Raw genomic sequence first — 24,228 nt, 5'->3', positions numbered from 1 at the left:
GGTCGTCGATTCGCTGTCGCTCTTCCAGGCGCGGCGTCAGTCTCTGGTCAACATGCCTCCATAGCGTTCTACAAATGCCTGTGTAGCGTTAACCAGCCGATTCATTTCGTGCTCGGTCAGCGGCAGGCTCAACGCAAACAGCCCGCGCCGTGCACTGTAGATCCCACATTCAAGCAGGTGAAAAAAGAACAGGTCCCGTAGGCGGTTTCGGTCCGTTGGGATATCCGTGGGCCGAAGAATCGGCAAGCCTGTGGGATGCAGGTTCATCACTGAACCCTGCCCGGTAAACTGCATCGGCATGCAGGCGAGCACCTCGTTCAGTTGCTCGCGCAACCGGTCGCCCCTTGCATTCAACGCAATGGCTTGCTCACGGGTATACACCTGCTCCAATCCAGCGATACCCGCCGCCATGGTCAGTACGTTGTTGTTAAAGGTACCTGCGTGAGAGAGGCTGCCATGGCGCGGATCGAACTGCGCCATGATGTCTCGTCGGCCGCCCAGCATTCCACAGGGCATCCCACCGCCGAGGTATTTGCCCAGGGTCATCAGGTCAGGCGTTATACCGAGCTTTTCCTGTAAACCGCCTGGGCCAAGGCGTGAAGTCATCACCTCATCGAACACCAGCAGTACCCCATGCGCACGGCTCAACGCGCGCAAACCCTCGAGAAAGCCCGGCGCGGCGCAGATACAGCCACCAGCGCCCAACATCGGCTCCACGAGGATCGCCGCACACGCGCCAGGGTGCTCAAACAGCAAACGCTCGACACTGCGTAGATCGTTGTAATCCGCCAGGTACACGCGGTGGGGCACATTCATCGGCGTGCCTGGCCCGGCAAAACTCAGCACGCCGCCGTGATAACCGCCGTTAAACGCGATGACGCCATCGCGCCCGGTATAGGCCCGTGCCGCCGCCAGCGCGAGCAGATTCGCCTCGGTACCGGAATTGGTAAAGCGCACCTGTTCGATACAACCGAAGCGCTCCACGATCAGCGTTGCCAACCGCGCTTCCAGTTGCGTAGGGGCGCTGAGGTTCAGCCCGTTTGCCATCGCCGTCGTCAGTGCCTGGGTGATCACCGGGTGGGAGTGCCCATACAGCGCTGCGGTGTATTCGGCGAGAAAGTCGACATAACGATGCCCGTCCAGGTCATCCAGAAAACAGCCCGTCCCGCCCGACATCACCAACGGAAACGGTTCATAAAACAGCACTGAGCGCGTATTGCCACCCGGCATTACCCGCGCGGCCACGTCCAGTTGCCGGGCGCTGTTGGGGTTGGCGTGGGTATAGCGGTTGATGCAGCGCTGCAACACGGACCTATCAGGCGCTGTGAACATCGCTCACCTCCTTGGATGCGTTGCGCTTCGGATACACCAGCAGCAACAGCGCAAACCAGGCCGCCGCCACATAAAACGCCGTGCGCGTCTCCGGGTCGCGAATCACCAGCACCGTCAACCCAGCCAAAGACAACAGTACCAACACGCTGCTGCCCCGAGCCCACGGCAAGCGATACGCCATCAGCGGCAACTCACCGCGCTGCACCTTGCGTCGATACGCCATATGCGTGGTGATGATCACCGCCCACACCCAAATCAACAGGCCCAAAATGCCGGTGATCAATAGGTTGAAAATACGTTCCGGCATCAAATAGTTCAGCAAGACCCCCACCAGCAAAATCGCGGTCGACACCATCAAGCAACGCGCCGGCACCTGGCGCGGGCTTAACACCTGCAATTGACGGGGTGCCTGCTGAATATGCGACAGCGCAAACAACATCCGGCTGGTGGCAAACAACCCGGTATTGCACGACGACGCCAGCGCACTGATCACCACAAAGTTGATCAGCCCGGCCGCAATCCCCAGGCCAATGCTGTCGAACACCCTCACAAACGGGCTTTGCGAGGTATCGATCTGGTTCCAGGGATAAAGGGCCATGATCACCGCGATCGACCCGATATAAAAAATAGCCATCCGCCAGATGATGCTATTGATCGCTCGCGGCAATGTGCGCTCCGGGTTGGCCGTTTCCGCAGCCACCAAGCCAATCACCTCGACCCCGGCAAAGGTAAACGCCGCCAACGGTATCGCGTACCAAAAGCCACTCCAGCCATTCGGGAAAAACCCACCGTGCCGCCACAGGTTGGTGATTGAAGGGGTGGTTTGCGACGACGTATCGAGCCCGAATATCAGAATCGCCAAGCCTGCAGCAATCAGCCCGACAATCGTCACCACCTTGATCAACGCCAGCCAGAACTCCACCTCGCCAAACGTCTTCACCGCAAACAAATTGATCACCATCAACACCACCGTGGTGACCAACGCCGGAATCCACTGCGCCAACTCCGGGAACCAATATTTCATCAACAAGCCGATCCCCGTAACCTCCAGCACCCCCACCAGAATCCAGATCAACCAATACGACCACCCCGTGATAAACGCCACCCGCGGCCCCAAAAACTCCTCCGCATACGTCGCAAACGACCCGCTACCGGGCCGATACAACGACAACTCCCCCAGCGCCCGCGCAATCAAATAAACCATCCCCCCACACAACGCATACGCCAGCAACAACGCCGGTCCCGCCGTGGCAATTGCCTTACCCGAACCCAGAAACAAACCGGCCCCAATAATGCCGCCGATAGCAATCAACATCACATGACGCTCCTTGAGCGACCGCGCCAAGCCATGGTTGGAAGAGTGAAGCGGTGGTGTGGACATCAGCATTCCCCGAGCTGTATTGCACAGCAGTAGTGAGGTGGCCCGGCTCAGACCGGATTTTATTGTACGGTGTGCAATAAGCAGGTTTTGGGCCAAATATTAAACGCGGCGGCAAGCGGTTTTTAAACGGGCTGTTTAGATATGTTTGTAGGAAGGTTCGTTGGGGCGATGTCGATTGGGGCGAGGGTGAAAGCGTGTCACCTGGGGAAACAGATGGGTGGGGGGGATACGGTCGAGAATCAGGGGTGATTTTCAAGGGCCAGCAGGGCGGATCCCTTTCATTTGAAGGACGTTTCCTAGAGAATTCCAGTCGCTTGCGCCAGCTAAATTCCGCGACTAGGCTGCGTTCCGTCACTGTTTTTTCAGTGATCGGGTTTAGTCGCCCGGATTCGATTGGCGCATAAGCAATTCATGAGTCAGGCCCCCCTTCGCCTGCATCTTATGGTGGCTGTGCGCAGGGCACCTCCGGGTGCGCCGGGTTCCCAATCGACCGGTCGACTAACCTGCGTACAGCTGCCGCCTTTCGTTTAGTCGCGGATCTTGGCAGCTCCAAATTATCGATTGGAGTTTTGCTATGGATAACGTTGTTTCGGATTTGCCCTCATCGGCTGCGACCAAGCCATTTACTGTTAATGAAGAACTGAGCTTTGAAGATGCCTGGGTGCGCGTAGCCGAGCTGTTGCAGTGTGCGGTGGCTACATCGCAGGCACTGGGTGAACCGCTGGGTGCGCCGCACAGGGCGGTAATGCATTTGGTGGAGATGGCGAAGATGGTGGCGGATCGGGCTGTGGAGTGTATGCAGCCTGGATAACGCACCAGAGAGGCGGGTGAGGCAATAAGCGGCTCCAGTAGTCCGACAACTGTTGGACTACTGGATTGTGATTCTTACAGGCATTAAAAAGCCGGCTTGTGGCCGGCTTCTATAGCTTCTATTACCGTCCAGCAGTGTCCGCACAACCCTTTGTTTACCTAAGAAAAAACGGTTGTCTCATCCATTAGCGTCCATTACGATTCGGGAAAATCCGCTCGATAAGTGTGGGTCAAGGTGTGGGTATGGAGAAGCCAGAATGGCGGGATTGAACGCGCTTAGGATTCAGAGCCTGACCAAGGCGGGTCTTGCAGGTATGACTGGAGATGGTAGAGGGCTATATCTTCAGATCAGTAAGACAGGGGGGGTAAGCTGGATCTACCGCTATAAAATCGAAGGGAAAAGTCGGTACATGGGGCTTGGCCCATTTCCCACCATCGGCCTTAAGGACGCTCGAAAGCTTGCAGATGACGCAAGGCATGCGGTTGCACTGGGCATCGATCCCCTGGACGCGCGTGAGTCCCACAAAGAATCAAAGCGAAAGGCCGCGAATGCCAAAGAGGCCAGGAAGGTTACGTTCCAAGCTGCCGCAGAGGGGTACCGAGAAAGGCAGGGGTCAGGATGGTCGGAAAAATGGTACAGAGGTTGGTGGAGAAAGCTTGAACTGTATGTTTTCCCTGTTATTGGCATGACACCTGTGGCCGAGATTGATACTCCGTTAGTGCTCAAGATACTCGCACCTATATGGAGCTCTAAAACCCGCACCGCTGACGAGGTACGGGGGCAAATTGAACAAATCTTAGACGCAGCTAAAGCACTGGGCTGGAGAGACGGGGAAAACCCGGCTAGATGGCGGGGACATCTAGAAAATCTTCTCAGTAGGGCAGATAAGAAAAAGGCGAGGGAGCGCGAGCATTTTCCAGCTATGAAATGGCGGGAGGTACCATTCTTAATGTCCAAGCTCGCAGCTATTTCAACGCGCGATGCTTACGCGGCTCGCCTCCTGATACTCACTGGCGCCCGTAGCAAAATGGTTCGCTTCGCCAGATGGGACGAGCTCGACTTGGAAGCCAAAGTCTGGTCGCTCTCAGCACTCAGGATGAAAACGAATGCTGCTTTTCAAATCCCATTAGCAGACGAAGTAGTGGAGCTAATGAAGGAACTGAAGCAATCATCTACTTCAGATTACGTATTTCCAGGGCAAGGAAAAACTGGAGTGATGCACGCAAATGGAGTCCGAAATTTGCTGCATGGGCTGGGCCATGCAGATATTACTAGGCATGGCTTCCGTAGCTCATTTCGGGATTGGGCTGCGGAGAGTACGAATTTTCCTCGCGAAATTTGTGAGATGGCGTTGGCGCATGACGAGCGTACCCAGACGGAGAGCGCCTATAATCGATCAGATTTTTTTGTGAAGCGCGGGCAGCTAATGAAGGCATGGGCAAAATTTGCTGTAAGTAAGTCTCACCCAGCTGCCGCTGGGTTGTTGCCAGGAAAGATGGCATGAAGCGAGAGGCCACACCAACTTACAAGCTAGTGGGCGCGGCTATCACGAAACTCGGCCATGTGATTGATGATGAGTTGGCGAGGGCCGGCCCTAAGCAAATTTCATTTGCCAGGATGAACGAAATTGCTGAAACCATTTGCTTGATATTGGGGGAAGATGAGGCCAAGCCGCAAATTGTCAGAGGGTTTCGCACGGGCTTGGCCGAGCTGGAGCGAATTGCTGTAGAGAATCCCAAGCTGAAGAGCGAGGTCGCTAGGGCATCTCAAAAGGTCATGATTGCGATGTTCAAGGTTGCGATAGTCGTAGCCCGCGAGCGTATGAGAGCAGAGGTACGCCGAATAGCTCCACTTGCCAACCGTAATGGCCGGAAAGAGCCCGCTATGGCAAGGGCGAGGGAGTTGGCTCAAGAAATGTGGGCTGCCGATCTGGGTCAGGAGATTCGGAGCAGTACCATGGCTGACAAAGTCTACAGAAGGCTTGCTGATGAGGGTATGGCTGATCTCCTTCCCGACTCTGCAGAGCGCATCAAGGTATGGATAAAGCCCGTGGCCCCTGACTACGCAAGGAGGGGAGGTCGTAGGAAAACACCTCGCCCGTGACGGATATGGGTATTCTCGATACGGAGGGGGATTTTCTGTTTCTGAGAAATCCATAAAGATCACGGTCAACAACCTTAGCCTGCTATGGCATTGGAGCTTGACCGTGAATCGTCGCTATATTATGCGTTTGCCGGAAGTTATCCAGGCGACTGGTTACAGGCGCTCATCTATTTACCAAATGATGCAGCAAGGGAAGTTTCCTAAGCCGAAGCCCCTTGGCGCTCGTGCGGTGGGATGGAGTTCTGAAGAAGTTCAGGAGTGGGTAGACGCGTGCTTGCGGGCGGATCTGGCATCTTGAACGGCACCAGCGGTTCTGTGGTAGCCAGAAAAGCCAATCCCGCAGATGTATTTTCCGATATTTTTCCGACTGGGCCTCAAGATGGTTTCTACTTCGAAACCGTCAGTGATTATGGCGGCTATGATGGTTGGGATAAGGACATATTTTTTACCATCCTTCCGAATCCAGAATCCGCTCTGGATCAAATCGCGCAGTACGATGAAGATGAGCTGACCCAGCTTGCTAGGGTAATTGCCCTTTCGCATCGTCAGTACCTGGCAATGGCTACAGACGCCGAAAAAAATCTCCATGTCCAACTACCTCATGCGTTTGAAATAAAAGTCCCTATATCGAAGAAATCTACGATGGCCGGTTTGGTCGGTAGGCTCAGCGACGCGAGGTGGTGGCGCCGACAGATCAACAGGTTGGCGGACAACCGGCGTGAGCACTTGGCGCAAATCAACCGCAAGCTCGGACGGAGAGAAGCCGAGCAATGTTGTAGTGATGCCACTCTCTCGATCATGAGGGCTCGTAAGAGGAAGACCGATAAGTTTTTGGGTAATACCTACAGGGTAGTGTCCGAGACCGTTGGTCTTGGAAATCCCAGAGTTTTTTCGCTCCTTGAAGTTGCGCAATCTCAGCAGGCTAATCGCATACATGAATTGTACGTGGATATTAAAGCTATGGAGAAAATCGCGACTGACAGGGGATGGGCATGGGTGTTTATCACCCTGACAGCCTCGTCGGAGTACCACTCCAATCCTGCGCTCGGGAGGAACGTCTATAACGTTGATCTTAGGCCGAGTGATGCTAACAAAGCTATCGGAAGGGATTGGGTGGCTATCGGAAACGCATTGAAGGAACGAGGGTTCAAGCCCAGCGAGACATACTTCGGTTTTCGCGTCACAGAGGTACATGAAGACGGATGCCCTCATTGGCATATCCTGGTTTTCCATACTCAGGGCGTGATGGAAGTTATTGAAATGACAATCAAGAGACTTTACCAAGATAGACCTCCTTCATACTTCGAAAACAACAAGGATAAAATCCTGCGGGTGGGACTACCCAAAGGGGCGCAATCAGCTGCAAGTGCGGCGAGCTATATCTACGGGTATCTAGCGTTTGCGCTTGCTGGCGGTGGGGAGTCCGCCCAGAACTCTGGAGCCGCGTATAGGTATCAATGCGCCATTCGAGCGATGAGTGCTAGGCAATATCAGCTATTTGGTATTAATGGGGCGCGTGGAAAGCTGAGAGCCTTAGCTAAGGTCAAGAGAATTCGTGCCTGTCCGGAAAATATTGTGAAACTTGCAAGCCAGCTTCACGTTGACAATGGAGTGGACGGGCGGAATGAAATGCAATTGGATGCCAGGGTGGATTTTCTACTCGGCGCTGCTAATAAGGTTCAACTTATTAAAGAAACTGTACTTAACTCTTTTGGTGAGCCTGTGAAGCGAACTGTCGCCATCAGGCATCTGGATGATGACGATTCGGTGATGATCTTGGGTTTGAGTGACGAAATTGACGCAGAGGTGGCAAGGAGACTTCTTGGTCAAGAAAATTAGACTGGAACGCAGTTGTTGTTAATTATTCAAGTAAGGCGACTTAGTAGTCATCAGGGTGGCGAATGAATACGTATAAGCTTAGTGGTCAGCATTTCCAGGCTGAGAATGCCGTTCCGCTGCAAAGCGGCACGACCAAGAAAATTTTGCTCAATCCGAAGTTGCCAGGACATTTCTATAGTTTGGCTATTAAGGAGCGCAGTAAGAAGGAGTTGGAGTTGTGGGAGGGGCATCCTTACATTGAGTCCGAACCTAACGCTGCTTGGCCTTCTGAGACGCGCTACACAGTCCATTGTCTCGACGGCGGCGCATGGGATAGGCCAACCACTTGGGGATGGTTCGATACGCTTGATGAGGCCATGGAGTGCGTTGAAAAAGGCCCGGTTTGGAGGCGTAAATAAGAACTTCCTCTGCCATAAGACTGCCATGTTTGCTATCGCGAACTGGCAACTATCCCTGACGGCGCGCCAGGGTCATGACTGGTGTGCGGGCCGGACTAGCCGGGCATGGCAGAATGATCAAGTTCCTTTTGTGGGGCTAGACCGTGCTGCTCAGCTGGTTTGCCCTGGAGCATCTCCAGCCGCCTCTCCAGTGTGTCCCTTTCAGCTTCCAGAGCAAAGACCTTATGCACAACGGCGCTGACCTCTCGCTCGCGCTCTATGAGCGCTCGTGAGCGGCGTGCTAGCTCATCCTCTGCATGCTTCAAAAGAAGTCGCTTATGTTCGTAAACCTCCAGCCGGCCACCGAGCGTCTCAGCATTCTTGCTGATTGTCTTGCTGCTGGACATCAGGTTTTTCCTCATTGTTGACGCTAATGCGGCACTCTGAGCCTGTGCTTTCGTAAGGGCCTCAGCTTCGCGCCATGCCGCCGTCTTGATGCCCAGGGCTGCCGCAGCGTAATCTTTTGCCTTTAGCTTCGGGGCTGACCCTGCGTTGTTCAGGGCCGTATAAAAACTCTTGATATCCTGGTGCTTGGCTTTGCTGCCCTCAGTGCCTCTCTCTAGACCTCTTTTTTTGCCGCACGCCTCAAAGAAATCAGTTTGCATTTTTCTCATTTTTTGTGGCCCTCCGAGGAAGTCGCGGCAGGACAAACGATTATCGGCGGTCATTGGCGCAACGTATGCCACCAGGTGTGGGGTGGTTTCATCGAAATGGACTGCCGAAGAGATAACATTATCCTTGCCGTGACGCTGCTGAAGCCATCTCAGTGCGTCGTTGAAATATCCGTTCCCCATGTCATCCAGACTACCTCCGTGGCGCTTAAACGCTTCAGGGGAGGCTGTGATCATATATTCAATACAAAGTACCGACCGGGCTTTAATCTTTTCAGGCAGGCGTTGCCGCAGACGCGCTTTCAGATCTTCTGAATTTGTCGCGCCGACGACTTTGTTTTTAATAGCCATTGCAGGGTCGGCATTTGGAGTGAGCTGCTCCCGGAAAGTGTGTTTTCCAGAACGCGCTACAGCGTCCATAGACTTCAGTTTGCTTGTAGGGATGATTGCGAAACTCACCGGGTGTACCCGTCATTGCGGTCACTCTCAATTCGAAACTGCCTTTGCCACGATGGGACGTATTTGTTCGGAGTAGGCTTGACCTCTGGTGGCTCTCTCGACCCGGCTGGCCGACTCTTCAATGTTCCACCAAGGAGGCGCAAGAAAACATCCAGGAGCATGGCCATTGCTCGCATAATCAGATCAAAAAGCCCCGCGTCTATGCGCAGAACTTCATGAAATTCATTTTTAACTACCTCAATATGCCGACGCGCCGCCCCTGTATTTTGTAATTTTAGAAGGGAGTTAAAAGCATGTGGCGCGTCGAATCTGCGAATCTCATAAAAGAAGTTTTCCAGTTGATCTGTTGATAAGTCTGATAAGGCACGTTCAATAACTTTATCCAGTTGATTGCCTGGGAACGTAATTCCAGCTTCTGCCCACATTGCTTTCTGATCAGCACTCAATACAAGAGTATTTCTTTGCATCGCGGTAACCCCGTCTTATTGTTTTAGGGGTAGTTTGCCGATGGAGCAAAGAGCAAAGCAACACTTTGTGTAACCCACTACACATTCTTCGAATGGTGGGCCAGCGTTCCGCTGGACTGCAAACACCAAGGGGCGCTGCCCCTTGTCATCCCGTGCCTCGCCGTCATGGCAGGTGCCTGGGGAGAAAGAATCCCCAGGCACCCTAGCTAGGCTATACAAAAAAAGCTTTCAAGGGCTCGCTTCGCTGAACTGCTCACCCGTTCCTGCTCGGCCCCGTGGGCCTGCGCGGGCTGCGGCTTCCGCATTCTCCCTTGACAGCCATAGACCGAAGTCAGCTCACCAAGGCTTAACTGAAGCTCTTTTCGCAAAAGCGGTTTGCTGGATATCTACAAGCCGGCTGGTTGTTCAAGCCAGGCATCTGTTATGTTTTTATAGGCATCCTGGAACTCATGCCTTCCGCAGAGTTTATTATCTATCAAGTATTCATATGTGCGATTAAACGCTTGAGCAAGTTCATCACGGCGAAGCTCGGCGCAGAAAACACAGAAAAAGTCCTGGATGTCTATGACTGCAAGATCGAATTCAAGTTTTCCTATGAAGTTCATGAGGCTAGCTGCGGGGTAAAGGTGAGTGTCGTTTCTGACGTTTGAGGCAATAATTATGTACTTTGATAAGCCTCCTTTTCTCGCCTTTTTACCAAAATCTGCTAGTCTATTCTTCCAGTCGTTGCGCACTGTAACTTCATATGCGGCGACCAGACCTCCATCCCTGAATTCTTCAATGTCTCCAACTGTGCCATCGAACGTATCTGAGGCATGGGGGTGATGGGTTGCAATTGTATGACCGTATCTTTTTCGGTGAACCTCTAAAAACGCAGCTACTAGAAACTGCTGAATGTGTCCTTCCGAGGGTACTTTAAGTATCTGCTCACACAAATCGAGGCACCTGGCGAATGATAGGTAACTCGATGGGAGAGGGGGGAGCGCTTTGGGGACAACTCTTGACTCTGCCATTTGCCAAATTGCGTGATTAAGCAGTGTTTCTCGCTGAGATGCTGAAAGCTTGGAAATATAGGAAAGGTAGTTAGAAAAACGTCGGTCTGTCGATAAGTCAAAAGATCGAACGTTACCCTTCCAGCCTAAATTCTCACCGAAGGCGGTGATATTTTTATGTAGGGATACATAGCGATCAGTTAACGCCCCCGCTAGCCTTTTGTCACCGTGTGTACCTCTGATTCCGACTGGTACATCTCTGAAGTTCCAGGTTGGCTCCGTCAAAGAATACGCAGTCAGAAAAATCGAGGCGAGACGTACGCTTCCGCCATTGGGATCTATTTGGGAAAAATAGGCTGCCGTGATTTGGCTTGATGCCGGAGCGCCAAGACTTTCTCCTGATATAACCTTGTCTAATCTGCTTAGAATCATGTCTACAGACAATTCAACGTTTACATTCCTTGGCATAAAGTCAATTCGCCTTGTGTATATATACTGTCGTTATATGGGAGGAGTAGCTTTTGATTTGGCCGGTTTTGAAGTTGCTTATATACAGCGTCTGCAATCGCAAAGGCTAAAACGGGTGGTACAGCATCGCCTACTTGCTTGTATTGAGCGGTGCGCTTCCCTGAAAACTCTAAGCTAGATGGGAATGTCTGAATTATTGCGCATTCTTGCACGCTGAGCCTGCGAGCTCCTGGAAAATGTCCTGTGCGAGGTGTTCCTCCCGCCTTCAGATGTGCATGGTATTCGGGCACGATTCCTAGCGTGTCAATCCAATGTGTCTTGTGCCCGCCAGATGACGCAAGAATGGTATGGCACGGGCCGTTGGGGTCAATTGGCCGCCCACCTCCGTTGTATACATGACCGGCATACGGGCTAGGTCTCAGATCCGGAGCTTTAGCAAACACAACTGGGCAGTCTGGAGCCTCCCCGATAGGTTTACTTCCTAACGCTTCAAATGCGCTCAGATGCGGCTTGCCAGCGTTTGGCCCGTGAGTTGGGGTAGGGAACATAAGCTGTTTATCTCTACACCCTAGAATAAACAGTCGCTTCCGTTTCTGTGGGACACCATAGTCAGCGGCGCTGACAATTGCCCAATTTATGTAGTAACCACATTCCGCCAACTCAGCGAGGATAAGATCAAAATACGGGCGGGTTCTCTTCAATGTCAGTCCAGGTACGTTCTCCATAATGAACGCACCGGGTTGGACTTCTTTGAGGCAGCGAATGTACTCGGGAATCATATCCCTCACATCGCCAGCAGCTTTACGAAGCCCCCCAATAGAGAACGGCTGGCAGGGAGGCCCCCCCGCTAACAGATCTACCTTGCCCCGGTAGCGATCAAAAGTCACCGACTGGATGTCTTGGTTGAAATGCTCTGAGTCAAGGTCATGTGAAATGTACGTAGCCATTGCGTCTTTATTAAATTCGACGTTGGCTATGACTCTGAACCCCGCCTGCCTTAGGCCGAGGGATAGACCGCCAGGCCCAGAGAAAAGGTCAATAACATTCATACAAAAGCTGCCCTCAAAATAGGGGCGTAATATACCAGCTTGAGCTTATGTTCGAGGGGTGCATGATGGGCGGTTTTAGCCGCCCACCATGCTGGCGTGAACCTCAGCTTCCAAATTCTTGACAGGCGGTTCAGTCCCATAGCGTGGTAGGCCGTTCTGATAGCTCCCCCCAGCAAGCGTCCGCTGCATGATCATCGCCATCCCGATTCTCTTCCTTAAGCGGCTTAGGTCGCAAGCAGAAAAGGCGATGCGATAGATTCGCCGTGTGGGTCAAGGTGTGGGTCAAACGAAGGCAAAAGGTAGAAAAGCCTTTACTTAATAAGGTTTGAGGCATTAAAAAGCCGGCTTGTGGCCGGCTTCTCGGGGACTGCCTCAGCTTGTTTTTGACAAACCTCACCAGCCTTCAAATCGCTCAGCCCACATCACGTCGGGCTGAATAGTAGGGGCATCTGCGGGAACTCCTCCGCATCGCCAGGCAGAATAGGTAGCGCAAAGCCACCCCCTGCCAAATGTGGGCGGCATGATACCCATATTCACCTCATATGCCTACCTCCGGGTCCGATTTAGAGCCTTCCCAGCCCAGCAGGTGTTCGTCCAGCGGCACCGGCCTGCGGTTGTTGAGGGTGGACCACCAGAACACCCAGCCGACGATCCCGAAGTTCTGTTCAAAGCGTTGTTCGTGGGTGAGGTATTCGTCCGGGTGTTCGCTGGCGTTGTGGCTGCGCATGCGCAGGCCGCCGCCGGGGCGGTTGTAGAGGTATTTGATGCGGAGCATGCCGTCGTGTTCGACGGCGTAGATTTCGCCGTCGGTGATTTGGCTGCGGCCGCGGTCGATGGCGAGGGTGGCGCCTTGTTGGATGATGTCGGTCATGCTGTTGTCGACCATGTAGGCGCCTACCGCGCGGTCGGGGTGTACGTTGAGGGTTTCGAGGGTGTGCAGGGAGACGCGGATGCGTTCGCTTGAGGTGAATGTGGGGTGGAGGGCGATCTCCACGTCGATTTTTTCTGGGAGACGGGCGGGGCCCGTGAGGTACTTGCCGCTGTCTTCGCGGGTGGCGATGCCCTTGCTTGGGTCCGGGCCTTCCAGCAGGAAGTTGGCCGGCGGGTGTTTGAGGCCTTCGCCGGTGCGCAGCCAACGGCTGGAGACGCAGAGCAGTTCTGCGATCTCGTTGAGTCGGCCCATGGGCACGCCGCGCTTGAACCAGTTGTTCACGTGTTGAGGCGTGACACCACGGTTCTTGGCGAAGTCGGAGGCGGAAAGATGAACTTCCCGCAGTAACGCTTTTAGTCGATCACCTGATGTATTCATAAACGCAGAGTTTACTGGCCGGAAAAATACATCAAATAAACTATGCGTTGAGTTTCGCGTGTAGGGATTTGCTTAGTTGTAGTCTGATATGTCAGTTATCTAATCTTGTTAAACGTTCCGAATTAAACATTGAACTTGGCGTTTAATTTTTCCCACAAAAAAAGCCCCGAATCGTCGGGGCTTTTTTGATTGCCGGGGCAATGAGGAGCGGGTATCAGCCTTTGTAGGCAGCGACCGACTTCATGATCTCGGCGCGGGCGGCGTCTGCGTTGCCCCAACCGTCGATCTTCACCCATTTGCCTTTTTCGAGGTCTTTGTAGTTCTCGAAGAAGTGCTTGATCTGTTCCAGCAGCAGTGGCGGCAGGTCGGTGTATTCCTTCACGTCCACGTACAGCTGGGACAGCTTGTCGTGTGGCACCGCGATAACTTTGGCATCGCCACCGCCGTCGTCGGTCATGTTCAGGATGCCGACTGGGCGCGCGCGAATCACCGAGCCTGGGGTAACCGGGTAAGGGGTTACTACCAGCACGTCGAGGGGATCACCGTCGTCAGCCAGGGTGTTAGGGATAAAACCGTAGTTGGCCGGGTAGAACATCGGGGTGGCCATGAAACGGTCAACGAACAGGCAGTCGCTGTCTTTGTCGATTTCGTATTTGATCGGCGCGTGGTTGGCCGGAATTTCGATGGCGACGTAGATGTCGTTCGGCAGGTCTTTGCCAGCCGGAATCTTGCTGTAGCTCATTGGGCGGTGCCCCCGTAGTTGGCCATGAAACATGGCCGGATTGGCCTAAAAGTGGCGGCGATTATAGGCATATTCTGACGCCGATGCCATGCGTCAGACGTCGTGTGGCGCCAGCGGTTCAGTCTGGTAGCGGGCATCGCCGGTTTGCAGTTGGTGCAGGCGGGCCAGCGGGTCCTGGCGATAGAAGCGGCTCAGTTGCGCGTACACCTGGGGATAAGTGCTGACCAGTAAATCCGGGGCACTGAAGAAATACTCACTGGTGACGGCAAAGAACTCCGCCGGGTTTTCGGCGGCGTAGGGGTCGATGTCGGTCTCGGCGTCCGGGTTGGCATCCAGCTGGCGGTTGAGGTCGTCAAAGGCGCTTTGCATCACGCTGGCCCATTCCTGCACGCGCATGTCGTGGTGCAGCGGCGGCAGGCCGTTGGCGTCGCCGTTGAGCATGTCCAGCTTGTGCGCCAGCTCGTGGATCACCAGGTTGTAGCCTTCCCACTGGCCGCTGGCCAGTACGCCGGGCCAGGCGAGGATCACCGGGCCTTGCTGCCAGGCTTCGCCGCTGTGCTCACCGTCCCACTCGTGCTCGACGCCGCTGGCATCGCGATGGCGCTGGGGGCTGAGGAAGTCGTCGGGGTACAGCACGATTTCGTGAAAACCCTGATACCAGTCGAGGTCGCCCAGGTTCATCAACGGCAATTGTGCCTGGGCGGCGAGCAGCAGGCGCTGTTCCTGATGCAACTCGACGCCGGGCAGGGCGGTGAGGTGCTTTCCATTCAGGAACACCACGCAGGCTTCGCGCAGCCACTGGTCCTGCTCGGCGCTGATGCCGTCGAGGAAGGTCAGGTGGTGGCGCACCCGCTGCCAGGTGTCATCGGCAATCGGGTGCTTGGCCAGCAGGCGCCGGCGACGCCAGGCGCTGAGGGACCACATCGCGGGTTACTGCGGCTTGGCTTCGGAACTGCGGCCAAAACGGCTGCGTACCACGCCGATGATCATTGGCACCAGCGACAGCAGGATGATGAACACCACCAGCAGCGAGAGGTTCTTTTTGATAAACGGCACGTTGCCGAAGAAGTAACCCAGGGTGACCAGGCCGCCAACCCACAGGATGGTGCCGAACACGCTGAACCCAAAGAAGCGCGGGTAAGGCATTTTGGCGATACCGGCCACGAATGGCGCAAAGGTGCGCAGGATCGGCAGGAAGCGCGCCAGGGTCACGGTTTTACCGCCGTGCTTGTCGTAGAAGTCGTGGGTTTTTTGCAGGTAGTCGCGGCGGAAGATTTTCGAATTCGGGTTGCTGAACAAGCGCTCCCCGGCCGTTCGTCCGATCACGTAGTTGGTACTGTCGCCGAGGATGGCTGCCAGCATTAGCAGGCCGCCCAGCAGGACCGGGTCCATGCCGCCGCCTGCGGCGACGGCGCCGGCGATAAACAGCAGGGAGTCACCGGGCAGGAAGGGCATGACCACCAAACCGGTTTCGCAAAAGATAACCAGGAACAGAATGGCGTAGATCCACACTCCGTAGTTTCTTACCAGCATGTCGAGGTACACGTCGAGATGCAGAATAAGGTCGAGCGGGTTGAAATCCATGGATGGCACCTGTGTGAATGGCCCGACTCAGCGGGCCTGTGCGGAAGCTACGGGTAAGTTAGGCTACAAGGTTATGTCGCGATTCTTACAACTCTGAGAGGTCCGCATTATACGGATTAAGAGGTGAAAAGCGTGTTGGTTTTGTAGCGGGGAGTGTCGCTGGTAGCAAGGCCCCACACCGACCTAAATGTTGCTCAGATGTAAATGTGGGAGCTGGCTTGCCTGCGATAGCGGTGGGCCAGCAAATGATGCATCCGCTGATACTTCGCTATCGCAGGCAAGCCAGCTCCCACAGTGGAGCGCTGGTGTTTTCTCAGTCCTCACTGATCGGCAGCACGTAGTTCTTGAACTCCGTATCTTCCCGAAAGCCGATCGACTCATAGGTCTTCTGCGCCACTTCATTGTCACTGCTGGTCGATACCCGCAGCCGCACGGCCTGGGTCTCCTTGGCCATCTTCTTCGCGGTGCGTATCAGGTTGTCGGCCACCAGCTGCCGGCGGGCATCTTCGGCCACGTAGATGTCGTTGAGGATCCACACGCGTTTAAGCGACAGCGACGAAAAGCTCGGGTACAGCTGGCAGAATCCCAGCAACCTTTTGTCGTCATCATCCGCCAGGGCCAGGTAGATCACCGACTCCTTGCGGCGAAGGCGCTTTTCCAGAAAGGCCCGCGACGAATCCGGGAAGGGCAGCGCGCCATAAAACTCACGGTACTTGACGAACAACGGGGTCAGCAGGTCCAGGTGTTCCAGGGTCGCTTGAGTAATCCGCATGCCAGGCCTCAACTTCCAAATGGGGTATGACCACACAAGCGGCCGTGACTCGATGCTGCCTAATGACGCAAAAAAGCGCAATCGTGCAGCTATCAGTCATTGGGTGGGCTGAGCAGGAAATTGCCTTTCATCAGGTCAGGATCATCCGATTCAATGGTCTGAACCTGCGCCTCGTCCTTGAGGTTGACCCCCGACAGCTGCCGACGACACGCCTCTTTCATCAAATAAAGCAGGCGATGGGCGGCCATGCCGTAACTCAGGCCCTCCAGTCGCACGTTGGAGATGCAGTTGCGGTAGGCATCGGTGAGTCCGACCTTGGGGTTGTAGGTGAAATACAGCCCCAGGCTGTCCGGCGAGCTGAGCCCCGGTCGTTCGCCGATCAGAATCACCACCATCTTGGCCCCGAGCAATTGGCCGACTTCATCGGCCACTGCCACGCGGCCCTGTTCCACCAGAATCACTGGCGATAAAGACCAGCCTTCAGCCTGGGTCTGTTCCTCCATGCGCGTAAGAAACGGCAGCGTATGTTTATGCACCGCCAGCGCCGACAGGCCATCGGCCACCACCACGGCCAAATCCACGCCACCTGGGTTGGCGGCGGCATAGTCGCGCAGGCTCTGGGCTGACTCATCACTCAGGCGTCGGCCCAAATCCGGGCGTTGCAGGTACATGTGCCGGTCCACCGCAGCGCTGTGCAGCAACAGGCTGTCACGCCCGCGCTCGGCCATTTGGCTGCTCAGGCCCGCATGGTCGAAGGGCAGGTGTACCGCATCGCGCGCCTGGGCGTGGGCGAACTGAAAATCCAGTTGCGCGTTGGTGGGGATGCTGGTGCCGGTGCGGCCCAGGGCAATGCGCGCAGGCGTGAGGCGGCGCAGTTCCAGCCACGGGTTGTCAGGCAGGTCGAGTTGCACAGGCGGCTCCTTCATCCTAATTGCTTCAAGGCGTGGCGAAACGCCGGTGGCAGGCTGTTGCCAAAGTGCACCTTGCCGTCGGCTTGGGTGAAGATGCCCATTTTCGCCAGCCACTGCTCAAACTCCGGCGCCGGCTTTAACCCCAATGTTTGCCGAGCGTACAGGGCGTCATGGAACGAGGTGGTCTGGTAGTTGAGCATAATGTCGTCGGAGCCGGGGATGCCCATGATGAAGTTGATCCCGGCCACGCCCAGCAGGGTCAGCAGCGTGTCCATATCATCCTGGTCGGCCTCGGCGTGGTTGGTGTAGCAGATATCACAGCCCATCGGCACGCCGAGCAGCTTGCCGCAGAAGTGGTCTTCGAGGCCGGCGCGGATGATCTGCTTGCCGTTGTACAGGTACTCCGGGCCGATAAAGCCTACAACCGTGTTGACCAAAAACGGCTTGAAATGCCGCGCCACGGCGTAGGCGCGGGTTTCACAGGTTTGCTGGTCGACGCCAAAGTGCGCGTTGGCCGACAAGGCACTGCCCTGGCCGGTTTCGAAATACATCAGGTTCTGGCCCAAGGTGCCGCGATTCAGGCTCAAACCCGCCTCGTAGCCTTCCTGCAGCACGCTCAGGCTGATTCCGAAACTGGCGTTGGCCGCCTCGGTGCCGGCAATTGACTGAAACACCAGGTCCAGCGGCACGCCACGGTTGATGGCTTCGATAGAGGTGGTCACGTGAGTCAGCACGCAGGCTTGTGTGGGGATTTCGTAGCGCTGGATGATCGCGTCGAGCATCTCCAGCATGGCGCAGATCGAGGCGATGCTGTCGGTGGCCGGGTTGATGCCGATCATGGCGTCGCCGTTGCCGTAGAGCAGGCCGTCGAGAATGCTGGCGGCGATGCCCGCCGGTTCATCCGTCGGGTGGTTGGGTTGCAGGCGGGTCGACAACCGCCCGCGCAGGCCCATGGTGCCGCGAAACTGGGTGACCACGCGAATCTTCTGCGCCACCAGCACCAGGTCCTGCACACGCATGATTTTGGAGACGGCGGCGGCCATCTCCGGGGTCAGCCCGGGCGCCAAGGCACGCAGGGAATGTTCGTCGGCCGCATCGCTGAGCAACCAGTCGCGCAGGCCACCGACGGTCAGGTGGCTGACGGCGCTGAACGCCTGTTTATCGTGGGTGTCGATGATCAGCCGGGTGACTTCGTCGCTTTCGTAGGGGATCAGCACTTCTTCGAGGAAGTGTTTCAACGGGATATTGGCCAGCGCCATTTGCGCCGCGACGCGCTCGCCGTCGTTCTGCGCCGCCACGCCCGCGAGGAAGTCGCCGGAACGCGCCGGGCTGGCTTTGGCCATCACGTCCTTGAGGCTGTCGAAGCGGTAGGTCTGTGTACCTACCGCGTGGGTAAAGCTTGCCATACAGTGTCTCCTTGGCGACGCGGGCTGCCCGTGAGTAAGGCGCCCGCATCGAGGTTTACGGCAGTTAGTGCAAGGCGGCCTCTGCGGCCTGGATCGCCGCGAATTCCTCTTCGGGCGTGCCTGCTACCAAGTGATGCCGGCTGTAGAAAGCAAAGTAAGCAATTAATACTCCATAGATGATCGCAGCGCCAATCACCACCCGTGGGTCCACCAGAAAGCCCGCTACCACGGCCACGCAGGCCAGTACCAGGGCGATGCCGGAAGTGAAAATGCCACCCGGTGTGCGGTACGGGCGGTCCATTTTGGGGCGGCGGATGCGCAAGGTGATGTGCGCGGCCATCATCAGTACGTAGGAAATGGTCGCGCCGAACACCGCCACCAGAATCAGCAAATCACCCTGGCCGGTCAGCGACAGGCCGAAACCGATGATGCCGGGGATCACCAATGCCAGCACCGGCGCTTTACTTTTGTTGGTCTGCGACAGCTTGCGCGGCAGGTAGCCGGCGCGAGACAAGGCAAAGATCTGCCGCGAATAGGCGTAGATAATCGAGAAAAAGCTCGCGATCAGCCCGGCCAGGCCAACCAGATTGACGAAGCTGCCCATCCAGGTCGAGCCGCCGTACGACAACGCCAGTGCTTCAACCAGCGGGTTACCCGATTTGATCAGCGCGTAGGTGCCGGCGCCGCCGGGCGCAATCACCAGAATCAACAGGGCAAAACTGGTCAGCACCACAATGGCGCCGATCAATCCGCGGGGCAGGTCGCGCTTGGGGTTCTTGGTTTCTTCGGCGGCCAGGGGCACGCCTTCGACGGCGAGGAAAAACCAGATCGCGTAGGGAATCGCCGCCCACACGCCAACATAGCCAAACGGCAGGAAGGTGCTGGCGCCCTTGGCCTCGGTCACCGGCATGTCGAGCAAGTTGGCGACGTTGAAGTGCGGCACCATCGACACCAGGAACACCCCCAAGGCAATCGCAGCGACGGCGGTGATCACAAACATCAGCTTCAAGGCTTCACCCACGCCAAAGATGTGGATGCCGATAAAGATGATGTAGAACGCCAGGTAAATCATCCAGCCGCCGATGCCGAACAACGACTCGCAATAGGCGCCGATAAACACCGCGATGGCGGCAGGAGCAATCGCGTACTCGATAAGGATGGCGGTGCCCGTGAGGAACCCGCCCCAAGGGCCAAACGCGCTGCGGGCAAAGCCGTAGCCACCGCCAGCGGTAGGAATCATGGAAGACAGTTCGGCCAGGGAGAAACACATGCACAGGTACATGGTGGCCATGAGCAAGGTGGCGAGGAACATGCCGCCCCAGCCGCCCTGGGCCAGGCCGAAGTTCCAACCGGCGTAGTCGCCGGAGATCACGTAGGCAACGCCAAGGCCGACCAGCAGCACCCAACCGGCAGCGCCTTTTTTCAGTTCGCGTTGTTGGAAATAGTCGGTGCCGACTTTTTCGAAGTCGACGGAAGAGCCAGTGGGTTCGCTAGGCATGGGGAAGTACCGTCCGTTGTTATTGTTCTAGCTCGACCTCTTTGTGTCGAACGTGAGTTGCGAGTACTTGCGAAGATCAAAATGTGGGAGCTGGCTTGCCTGCGATGACGATAGGGCAGTCACCACTTTTGCTGGTTGAACTACCGCTATCGCAGGCAAGCCAGCTCCCACACTTGATTGCATTTCAAATGGTGGAGCGGGTGTTAGTTAGAAAAAGCCCAACGGATTAATGTCGTAGCTCACCAGCAGGTTCTTGGTCTGCTGGTAGTGATCCAACATCATCTTGTGGGTCTCGCGGCCCACGCCGGACTTCTTGTAGCCACCAAACGCGGCATGCGCCGGGTACAGGTGGTAGCAGTTGGTCCACACGCGGCCCGCCTTGATCGCGCGGCCCATGCGGTAGGCGCGGTTGATGTCGCGGGTCCACACGCCGGCGCCGAGGCCGAACTCGGTGTCGTTGGCAATCGCCAGGGCTTCGGCTTCGTCCTTGAAGGTGGTGATGCTCACCACCGGGCCGAAGATTTCTTCCTGGAACACGCGCATCTCATTGGTGCCCTTGAGCAGCGTCGGCTGGATGTAATAACCACCGGCCATGTCGCCGGTCAGTTGCTCGACCTTGCCGCCGGTGAGCAGTTGCGCGCCTTCGCCCTTGGCGATTTCCAGGTAGGACAGGATCTTGTCGAACTGCTGCTCGGACGCCTGGGCGCCGACCATGGTGTCGGTGTCCAGCGGGTCGCCGCGTTTGATCTGCTCGACCTTCTTCATCACCACTTTCATGAAGTCGTCGTAGATCGACTCTTCCACCAGCGCACGGGATGGGCAGGTGCACACTTCGCCTTGGTTAAAGAACGCCAGCACCAGGCCTTCGGCGGCTTTTTCGATAAACGAAGGTTCGGCTTTCATGATGTCGGCAAAGAAGATGTTCGGCGACTTGCCGCCCAGCTCAACGGTGGACGGAATAATGTTTTCGGCCGCCGCGTGCATGATGTGCGAGCCCACCGGCGTGGAGCCGGTGAAGGCGATCTTGGCGATGCGCTTGCTGGTGGCCAGTGCTTCGCCAGCTTCTTTGCCGAAGCCGTGCACCACGTTCAGCACGCCAGGCGGCAGCAGGTCGCCGATCAGCTCCATCAGCACGTTGATGCCCAGCGGGGTTTGCTCGGCGGGTTTGAGCACCACGCAGTTACCGGCGGCCAGGGCCGGTGCGAGTTTCCACGCGGCCATCAGCAGCGGGAAGTTCCACGGGATGATCTGGCCGACCACACCCAGCGGCTCGTGGAAGTGGTAGGACGCGGTAAGTTCGTTGATCTCGGCGCTGGTGCCTTCCTGGGCGCGGATGCAACCGGCGAAATAGCGGAAGTGGTCAGCGGCCAGCGGGATGTCGGCGTTGAGGGTTTCACGCACGGCCTTGCCGTTGTCCCAGGTCTCGGTGATGGCCAGCAGTTCGAGGTTCTGTTCGATGCGGTCGGCGATTTTCAGCAGCACCAGCGAGCGGTCCTGGGCCGAGGTCTTGCCCCAGGCGTCAGCGGCGGCGTGGGCGGCATCCAGTGCCTTGTCGATGTCTTTGGCAGTGGAGCGCGGGAATTCGGCGATGGGCTTGCCGTTGACCGGCGAGGTGTTAGTGAAATAGTTGCCGTCCACCGGTGCAACGAACTCGCCGCCGATGAAGTTGCCGTACTTGGCCTTGAAGGAAACGATCGAGCCTTCGGTGCCGGGATGTGCGTAACGCATGGTGGGTATCTCCTGCTTTTATGTTTATTGGAGTACAGCGGTGTTGCGCGTGATAAAGCGTAGAGCAAAGGTTGGGCCATCGCTTTACACACCTGTTAAATCAAGGGTTTGAGCTTTGTTGCGAGGCGTTACGGTGACAAGGCTGGCACAGACGGTGTGACAGTTTGTGCCATAAGCGATACACCCTGTGACCGGTGGGTCGGCGCGGGATTGCAATGGCCGGATGGCTGGGGGATGCTGGCTGCTCTCACGCAGGGAGAATAATAAGAACATGCACAACGATCATTTCAGTCGCCATGCTCAACAGGTCCTCACCGTCACCCGCGGGCAAGACCTCGCCCACGGCCCCGGCAGCGACCCGTCCATCGCCCGGTCCTGGTTGCGGTGCCTTGAGGACTATCACCTCGACCCCGCGCTGACCATGGCGCCCACCGTGCTGGAACACGGGCGCCTGCTGGAAAGTCGCGAGCGCTTGCAGCAAGTGCTGCGCATTGCCGGCAGTGAGATGAACAGCCTGCATCAACAACTTTCCGGCGCCGGCCATGCGGTGCTGCTCACCGATGCGCGTGGGGTGATCCTCAACTGCGTTACCGCGCCGGCCGAGCGCAAGGTGTTCGAGCGTGCGGGGCTATGGCTGGGGGCCGACTGGAGCGAGGCGTGCGAGGGCACCAATGGCATCGGCACCTGCCTGGTGGAGCGCCAGTCGCTGACCATTCACCGCGATGAGCATTTTCGCGGCCGCCACACCGGTCTGACCTGCTCAGCGAGCCCGGTGTTCGATCCCCATGGAGAACTGCTGGCCGTGCTGGATGTGTCTTCTGCACGTGAGGCGGTGTCGCGCCAAAGCCAGTTCCACACCATGGCGCTGGTGAACTTGTCGGCCAAGATGATCGAAAGTTGTTACTTCCTGCGCCATTTTGAAAAGCACTGGCTGCTGCGCTTTCACTTGCAGGCGGAATCTGTGGGGTTGTTCAGCGAAGGGCTGCTGGCCTTCGACGGTGACGGACGTATCTGTGCGGTCAACCAGAGCGCCCTGAACCTGCTGGGCCAGGCGCGGGGCGGTTTGCTGGGGCAGCCGGTGGAAGCGTTTTTCGAATGCTCGCTGGACCAGTTGCTCGGCCGCGCCAGTGCCAATGCCACCGCCAGTTGGCCGTTGCGTACGCGCGATGGCCGGCATTTGTTCGCTGCGTTGCGTGGTCAGGCACGGAGTACACCGCCGGCGCCGATGGCCACGCCCGAGGCACCGCGCCTGCCGGGCATCTGCCTCGGTGACCCGGTGTTACAGAGTGATTTTCGCAAGGCCCTCAGGGTATTCGAGCGCGACGTGCCCCTGTTGATCAACGGCGAAACCGGCTGTGGTAAAGAAGCCTTCGCCAAGGCGGTGCATCAAGCCAGCCAGCGCGCCGACAAGGCTTTCGTTGCGCTTAATTGCGCCGCCATCCCGGAAAACCTGATTGAAAGCGAGTTGTTCGGTTATCGCGGCGGCAGCTTTACCGGCGCGCTGAAAGAAGGCATGCGCGGTAAATTACAGCAGGCCGATGGCGGCACCCTGTTTCTCGATGAGATAGGCGACATGCCTTTCGCGTTGCAAACCCGTCTTTTAAGGGTGCTGGAAGACCGCGTGGTGGTGCCCATCGGGGGCGCGCCGCAGGCGGTGGACGTCAGAATCATCAGCGCGACCCACCGCGACCTGTTAGCGCGTGTTGCCGACGGTAGCTTCCGCGAAGACCTTTACTATCGCCTCAACGGCCTTGAGATTGCCGTGCCGCCCTTGCGCGACCGCAGCGACAAAGCGCAATTACTGGCGTTTTTGCTGGCGGAGGAAGCCGCAGGGCAAGCGGTGGTGCTTGATGAGCCAGCGCGGCGCGCTTTGCTGGACTACGCCTGGCCGGGAAACATTCGGCAATTGCGCAACGTGTTGCGTACTTTGGCGGCGTTGTGCGAGGACGGGAAAATCAGCGTTGAAGACCTGCCGCCCATCATTCGCCAACCGCGCCCCGTGAGGGCTTTAGAGCCCCAGCAGGGGGGCGTACTGGACGATGCAGAGCGTGTAGCGTTACTCAATGCACTCAAACAGCAACATTGGCACATGTCCCGCACGGCAGAAAGTTTAGGCGTGAGCCGGAATACGCTTTACAGGAAGTTACGTCGGCACGGAATTGAACGTTGTTCACACGCGTGATCTGCACGTTGTTACTGCAGCCCTCATAGTGCCCGCTTTTAGTCGCCCATGAGAGAAGTGGGTTGAAACGTTTGGATAAACCTTGCCTGATGTTTTTTGTGTGATTTGTATAGTTGTGAGCCACTCAGTCTCTGAATAGTTACTTGT

General features: G+C 56.6%; 22 protein-coding genes. 7 read left to right on the top strand and 15 right to left on the bottom strand.

Annotated elements, in window-relative coordinates:
- Positions 1–36: 36 nt before the first annotated feature.
- Positions 37–1,332 carry an aspartate aminotransferase family protein gene (locus GIW48_RS03680; RefSeq protein WP_236460118.1) on the bottom strand — a complete coding sequence of 432 codons (1,296 nt, stop codon included), beginning with the start codon at positions 1,330–1,332 and terminating at the stop codon, positions 37–39.
- Positions 1,316–2,647: an amino acid permease gene (locus GIW48_RS03675; protein WP_236460117.1), complete on the bottom strand. Its 1,332-nt coding sequence runs from the start codon at positions 2,645–2,647 to the stop codon at positions 1,316–1,318. The genes GIW48_RS03680 and GIW48_RS03675 overlap by 17 nt, the downstream gene beginning before the upstream one ends.
- 640 nt (positions 2,648–3,287) lie before the next feature.
- Here GIW48_RS03675 and GIW48_RS03670 point away from each other — a divergent pair.
- The 6 genes from GIW48_RS03670 (at position 3,288) to GIW48_RS03645 (ending at position 7,864) form a co-directional block, all read left to right on the top strand.
- Complete coding sequence (locus GIW48_RS03670) at positions 3,288–3,524, top strand: DUF6124 family protein (protein WP_138450496.1); 237 nt, start codon at positions 3,288–3,290, stop codon at positions 3,522–3,524.
- Positions 3,525–3,780: 256 nt separating this feature from the next.
- Positions 3,781–5,028, top strand: coding sequence for a tyrosine-type recombinase/integrase (locus GIW48_RS03665; RefSeq protein WP_236460116.1), 1,248 nt, complete (start codon positions 3,781–3,783; stop codon positions 5,026–5,028).
- On the top strand, positions 5,025–5,627 hold the full coding sequence (locus GIW48_RS03660) for a hypothetical protein (protein ID WP_236460115.1): 603 nt from the start codon (positions 5,025–5,027) through the stop codon (positions 5,625–5,627). The genes GIW48_RS03665 and GIW48_RS03660 overlap by 4 nt, the downstream gene beginning before the upstream one ends.
- A gap of 121 nt (positions 5,628–5,748) precedes the next feature.
- Positions 5,749–5,925: an AlpA family phage regulatory protein gene (locus tag GIW48_RS03655; RefSeq protein WP_236460170.1), complete on the top strand. Its 177-nt coding sequence runs from the start codon at positions 5,749–5,751 to the stop codon at positions 5,923–5,925.
- Positions 5,922–7,466 (top strand): replication endonuclease, encoded by a 1,545-nt coding sequence (locus GIW48_RS03650; protein WP_236460113.1) that lies wholly within the window; start codon positions 5,922–5,924, stop codon positions 7,464–7,466. Before GIW48_RS03655 ends, GIW48_RS03650 begins: the two co-directional genes overlap by 4 nt.
- Positions 7,467–7,528: 62 nt before the next feature.
- Positions 7,529–7,864, top strand: a complete 336-nt coding sequence (locus GIW48_RS03645) for a hypothetical protein (protein ID WP_236460112.1) — start codon at positions 7,529–7,531, stop codon at positions 7,862–7,864.
- A 95-nt stretch (positions 7,865–7,959) separates the two neighbouring features.
- Here the strand turns inward: GIW48_RS03645 and mobV are convergent, their stop codons facing one another.
- From mobV to exaC, 13 genes are all read right to left on the bottom strand, one after another.
- Positions 7,960–8,973: a MobV family relaxase gene (mobV, locus tag GIW48_RS03640; protein WP_236460110.1), complete on the bottom strand. Its 1,014-nt coding sequence runs from the start codon at positions 8,971–8,973 to the stop codon at positions 7,960–7,962.
- Positions 8,970–9,440, bottom strand: a complete 471-nt coding sequence (locus tag GIW48_RS03635) for a hypothetical protein (RefSeq protein WP_236460108.1) — start codon at positions 9,438–9,440, stop codon at positions 8,970–8,972. Before GIW48_RS03635 ends, mobV begins: the two co-directional genes overlap by 4 nt.
- Before the next feature lie 386 nt (positions 9,441–9,826).
- Positions 9,827–10,900, bottom strand: coding sequence for a hypothetical protein (locus GIW48_RS03630; RefSeq protein ID WP_236460106.1), 1,074 nt, complete (start codon positions 10,898–10,900; stop codon positions 9,827–9,829).
- The gene (locus GIW48_RS29825) at positions 10,885–11,949 is read right to left on the bottom strand and encodes a DNA cytosine methyltransferase (protein WP_442963103.1); all 1,065 of its coding nucleotides are present in this window, start codon (positions 11,947–11,949) and stop codon (positions 10,885–10,887) included. The genes GIW48_RS03630 and GIW48_RS29825 overlap by 16 nt, the downstream gene beginning before the upstream one ends.
- A gap of 538 nt (positions 11,950–12,487) precedes the next feature.
- A complete protein-coding gene (locus GIW48_RS03625) occupies positions 12,488–13,258 on the bottom strand; it encodes a LexA family transcriptional regulator (protein ID WP_017136024.1) in 771 nt (256 codons plus the stop codon).
- Between the two features lie 214 nt (positions 13,259–13,472).
- Entirely contained in the window at positions 13,473–14,000 is a 528-nt protein-coding gene (gene ppa / locus GIW48_RS03620) for an inorganic diphosphatase (RefSeq protein WP_003176323.1), read from the bottom strand.
- A 93-nt stretch (positions 14,001–14,093) separates the two neighbouring features.
- Positions 14,094–14,924, bottom strand: a complete 831-nt coding sequence (locus GIW48_RS03615; protein WP_236460105.1) for a zinc-dependent peptidase — start codon at positions 14,922–14,924, stop codon at positions 14,094–14,096.
- A 6-nt stretch (positions 14,925–14,930) separates the two neighbouring features.
- Positions 14,931–15,584: a DedA family protein gene (locus GIW48_RS03610; RefSeq protein ID WP_017136026.1), complete on the bottom strand. Its 654-nt coding sequence runs from the start codon at positions 15,582–15,584 to the stop codon at positions 14,931–14,933.
- Positions 15,585–15,897: 313 nt separating this feature from the next.
- Positions 15,898–16,356 carry a GNAT family N-acetyltransferase gene (locus GIW48_RS03605; protein WP_099547578.1) on the bottom strand — a complete coding sequence of 153 codons (459 nt, stop codon included), beginning with the start codon at positions 16,354–16,356 and terminating at the stop codon, positions 15,898–15,900.
- A gap of 92 nt (positions 16,357–16,448) precedes the next feature.
- Positions 16,449–17,282, bottom strand: coding sequence for an ethanolamine ammonia-lyase subunit EutC (gene eutC, locus GIW48_RS03600; protein WP_017136028.1), 834 nt, complete (start codon positions 17,280–17,282; stop codon positions 16,449–16,451).
- A complete protein-coding gene (locus GIW48_RS03595; protein ID WP_017136029.1) occupies positions 17,279–18,673 on the bottom strand; it encodes an ethanolamine ammonia-lyase subunit EutB in 1,395 nt (464 codons plus the stop codon). Before GIW48_RS03595 ends, eutC begins: the two co-directional genes overlap by 4 nt.
- Before the next feature lie 64 nt (positions 18,674–18,737).
- Complete coding sequence (eat, locus tag GIW48_RS03590) at positions 18,738–20,171, bottom strand: ethanolamine permease (RefSeq protein ID WP_138450483.1); 1,434 nt, start codon at positions 20,169–20,171, stop codon at positions 18,738–18,740.
- A 207-nt stretch (positions 20,172–20,378) separates the two neighbouring features.
- Positions 20,379–21,899, bottom strand: coding sequence for an acetaldehyde dehydrogenase ExaC (exaC, locus tag GIW48_RS03585; protein WP_058420203.1), 1,521 nt, complete (start codon positions 21,897–21,899; stop codon positions 20,379–20,381).
- A gap of 271 nt (positions 21,900–22,170) precedes the next feature.
- On the opposite strand from exaC, the gene GIW48_RS03580 reads away from it, so the two are divergent.
- The gene (locus GIW48_RS03580; protein WP_138450481.1) at positions 22,171–24,081 is read left to right on the top strand and encodes a sigma-54-dependent Fis family transcriptional regulator; all 1,911 of its coding nucleotides are present in this window, start codon (positions 22,171–22,173) and stop codon (positions 24,079–24,081) included.
- The last annotated feature ends 147 nt before the right edge of the window (positions 24,082–24,228 follow it).

The sequence above is a fragment of the Pseudomonas sp. PA-6-3C genome (genome assembly GCF_021605825.1).
Classification (GTDB): Bacteria; Pseudomonadota; Gammaproteobacteria; order Pseudomonadales; family Pseudomonadaceae; genus Aquipseudomonas; species Aquipseudomonas edaphica.
Note: the sequence above shows the minus strand (reverse complement) of the source record. Positions and strands in the feature narration are given on the sequence as shown.

Excerpts from the sequence above, each read along its gene's own strand:
- GIW48_RS03680 (WP_236460118.1), bottom strand. The coding sequence starts at position 1,332 with ATGTTCACAGCGCCTGATAGGTCCGTGTTGCAGCGCTGCATCAACCGC.
- GIW48_RS03675 (WP_236460117.1), bottom strand. The coding sequence starts at position 2,647 with ATGTTGATTGCTATCGGCGGCATTATTGGGGCCGGTTTGTTTCTGGGT.
- GIW48_RS03670 (WP_138450496.1), top strand. The coding sequence starts at position 3,288 with ATGGATAACGTTGTTTCGGATTTGCCCTCATCGGCTGCGACCAAGCCA.
- GIW48_RS03665 (WP_236460116.1), top strand. The coding sequence starts at position 3,781 with ATGGCGGGATTGAACGCGCTTAGGATTCAGAGCCTGACCAAGGCGGGT.
- GIW48_RS03660 (WP_236460115.1), top strand. The coding sequence starts at position 5,025 with ATGAAGCGAGAGGCCACACCAACTTACAAGCTAGTGGGCGCGGCTATC.
- GIW48_RS03655 (WP_236460170.1), top strand. The coding sequence starts at position 5,749 with ATGCGTTTGCCGGAAGTTATCCAGGCGACTGGTTACAGGCGCTCATCT.
- GIW48_RS03645 (WP_236460112.1), top strand. The coding sequence starts at position 7,529 with ATGAATACGTATAAGCTTAGTGGTCAGCATTTCCAGGCTGAGAATGCC.
- GIW48_RS03635 (WP_236460108.1), bottom strand. The coding sequence starts at position 9,440 with ATGCAAAGAAATACTCTTGTATTGAGTGCTGATCAGAAAGCAATGTGG.
- GIW48_RS03630 (WP_236460106.1), bottom strand. The coding sequence starts at position 10,900 with ATGCCAAGGAATGTAAACGTTGAATTGTCTGTAGACATGATTCTAAGC.
- GIW48_RS29825 (WP_442963103.1), bottom strand. The coding sequence starts at position 11,949 with ATGAATGTTATTGACCTTTTCTCTGGGCCTGGCGGTCTATCCCTCGGC.
- GIW48_RS03625 (WP_017136024.1), bottom strand. The coding sequence starts at position 13,258 with ATGAATACATCAGGTGATCGACTAAAAGCGTTACTGCGGGAAGTTCAT.
- ppa (WP_003176323.1), bottom strand. The coding sequence starts at position 14,000 with ATGAGCTACAGCAAGATTCCGGCTGGCAAAGACCTGCCGAACGACATC.
- GIW48_RS03615 (WP_236460105.1), bottom strand. The coding sequence starts at position 14,924 with ATGTGGTCCCTCAGCGCCTGGCGTCGCCGGCGCCTGCTGGCCAAGCAC.
- GIW48_RS03610 (WP_017136026.1), bottom strand. The coding sequence starts at position 15,584 with ATGGATTTCAACCCGCTCGACCTTATTCTGCATCTCGACGTGTACCTC.
- GIW48_RS03605 (WP_099547578.1), bottom strand. The coding sequence starts at position 16,356 with ATGCGGATTACTCAAGCGACCCTGGAACACCTGGACCTGCTGACCCCG.
- eutC (WP_017136028.1), bottom strand. The coding sequence starts at position 17,282 with ATGAAGGAGCCGCCTGTGCAACTCGACCTGCCTGACAACCCGTGGCTG.
- GIW48_RS03595 (WP_017136029.1), bottom strand. The coding sequence starts at position 18,673 with ATGGCAAGCTTTACCCACGCGGTAGGTACACAGACCTACCGCTTCGAC.
- eat (WP_138450483.1), bottom strand. The coding sequence starts at position 20,171 with ATGCCTAGCGAACCCACTGGCTCTTCCGTCGACTTCGAAAAAGTCGGC.
- exaC (WP_058420203.1), bottom strand. The coding sequence starts at position 21,899 with ATGCGTTACGCACATCCCGGCACCGAAGGCTCGATCGTTTCCTTCAAG.
- GIW48_RS03580 (WP_138450481.1), top strand. The coding sequence starts at position 22,171 with ATGCACAACGATCATTTCAGTCGCCATGCTCAACAGGTCCTCACCGTC.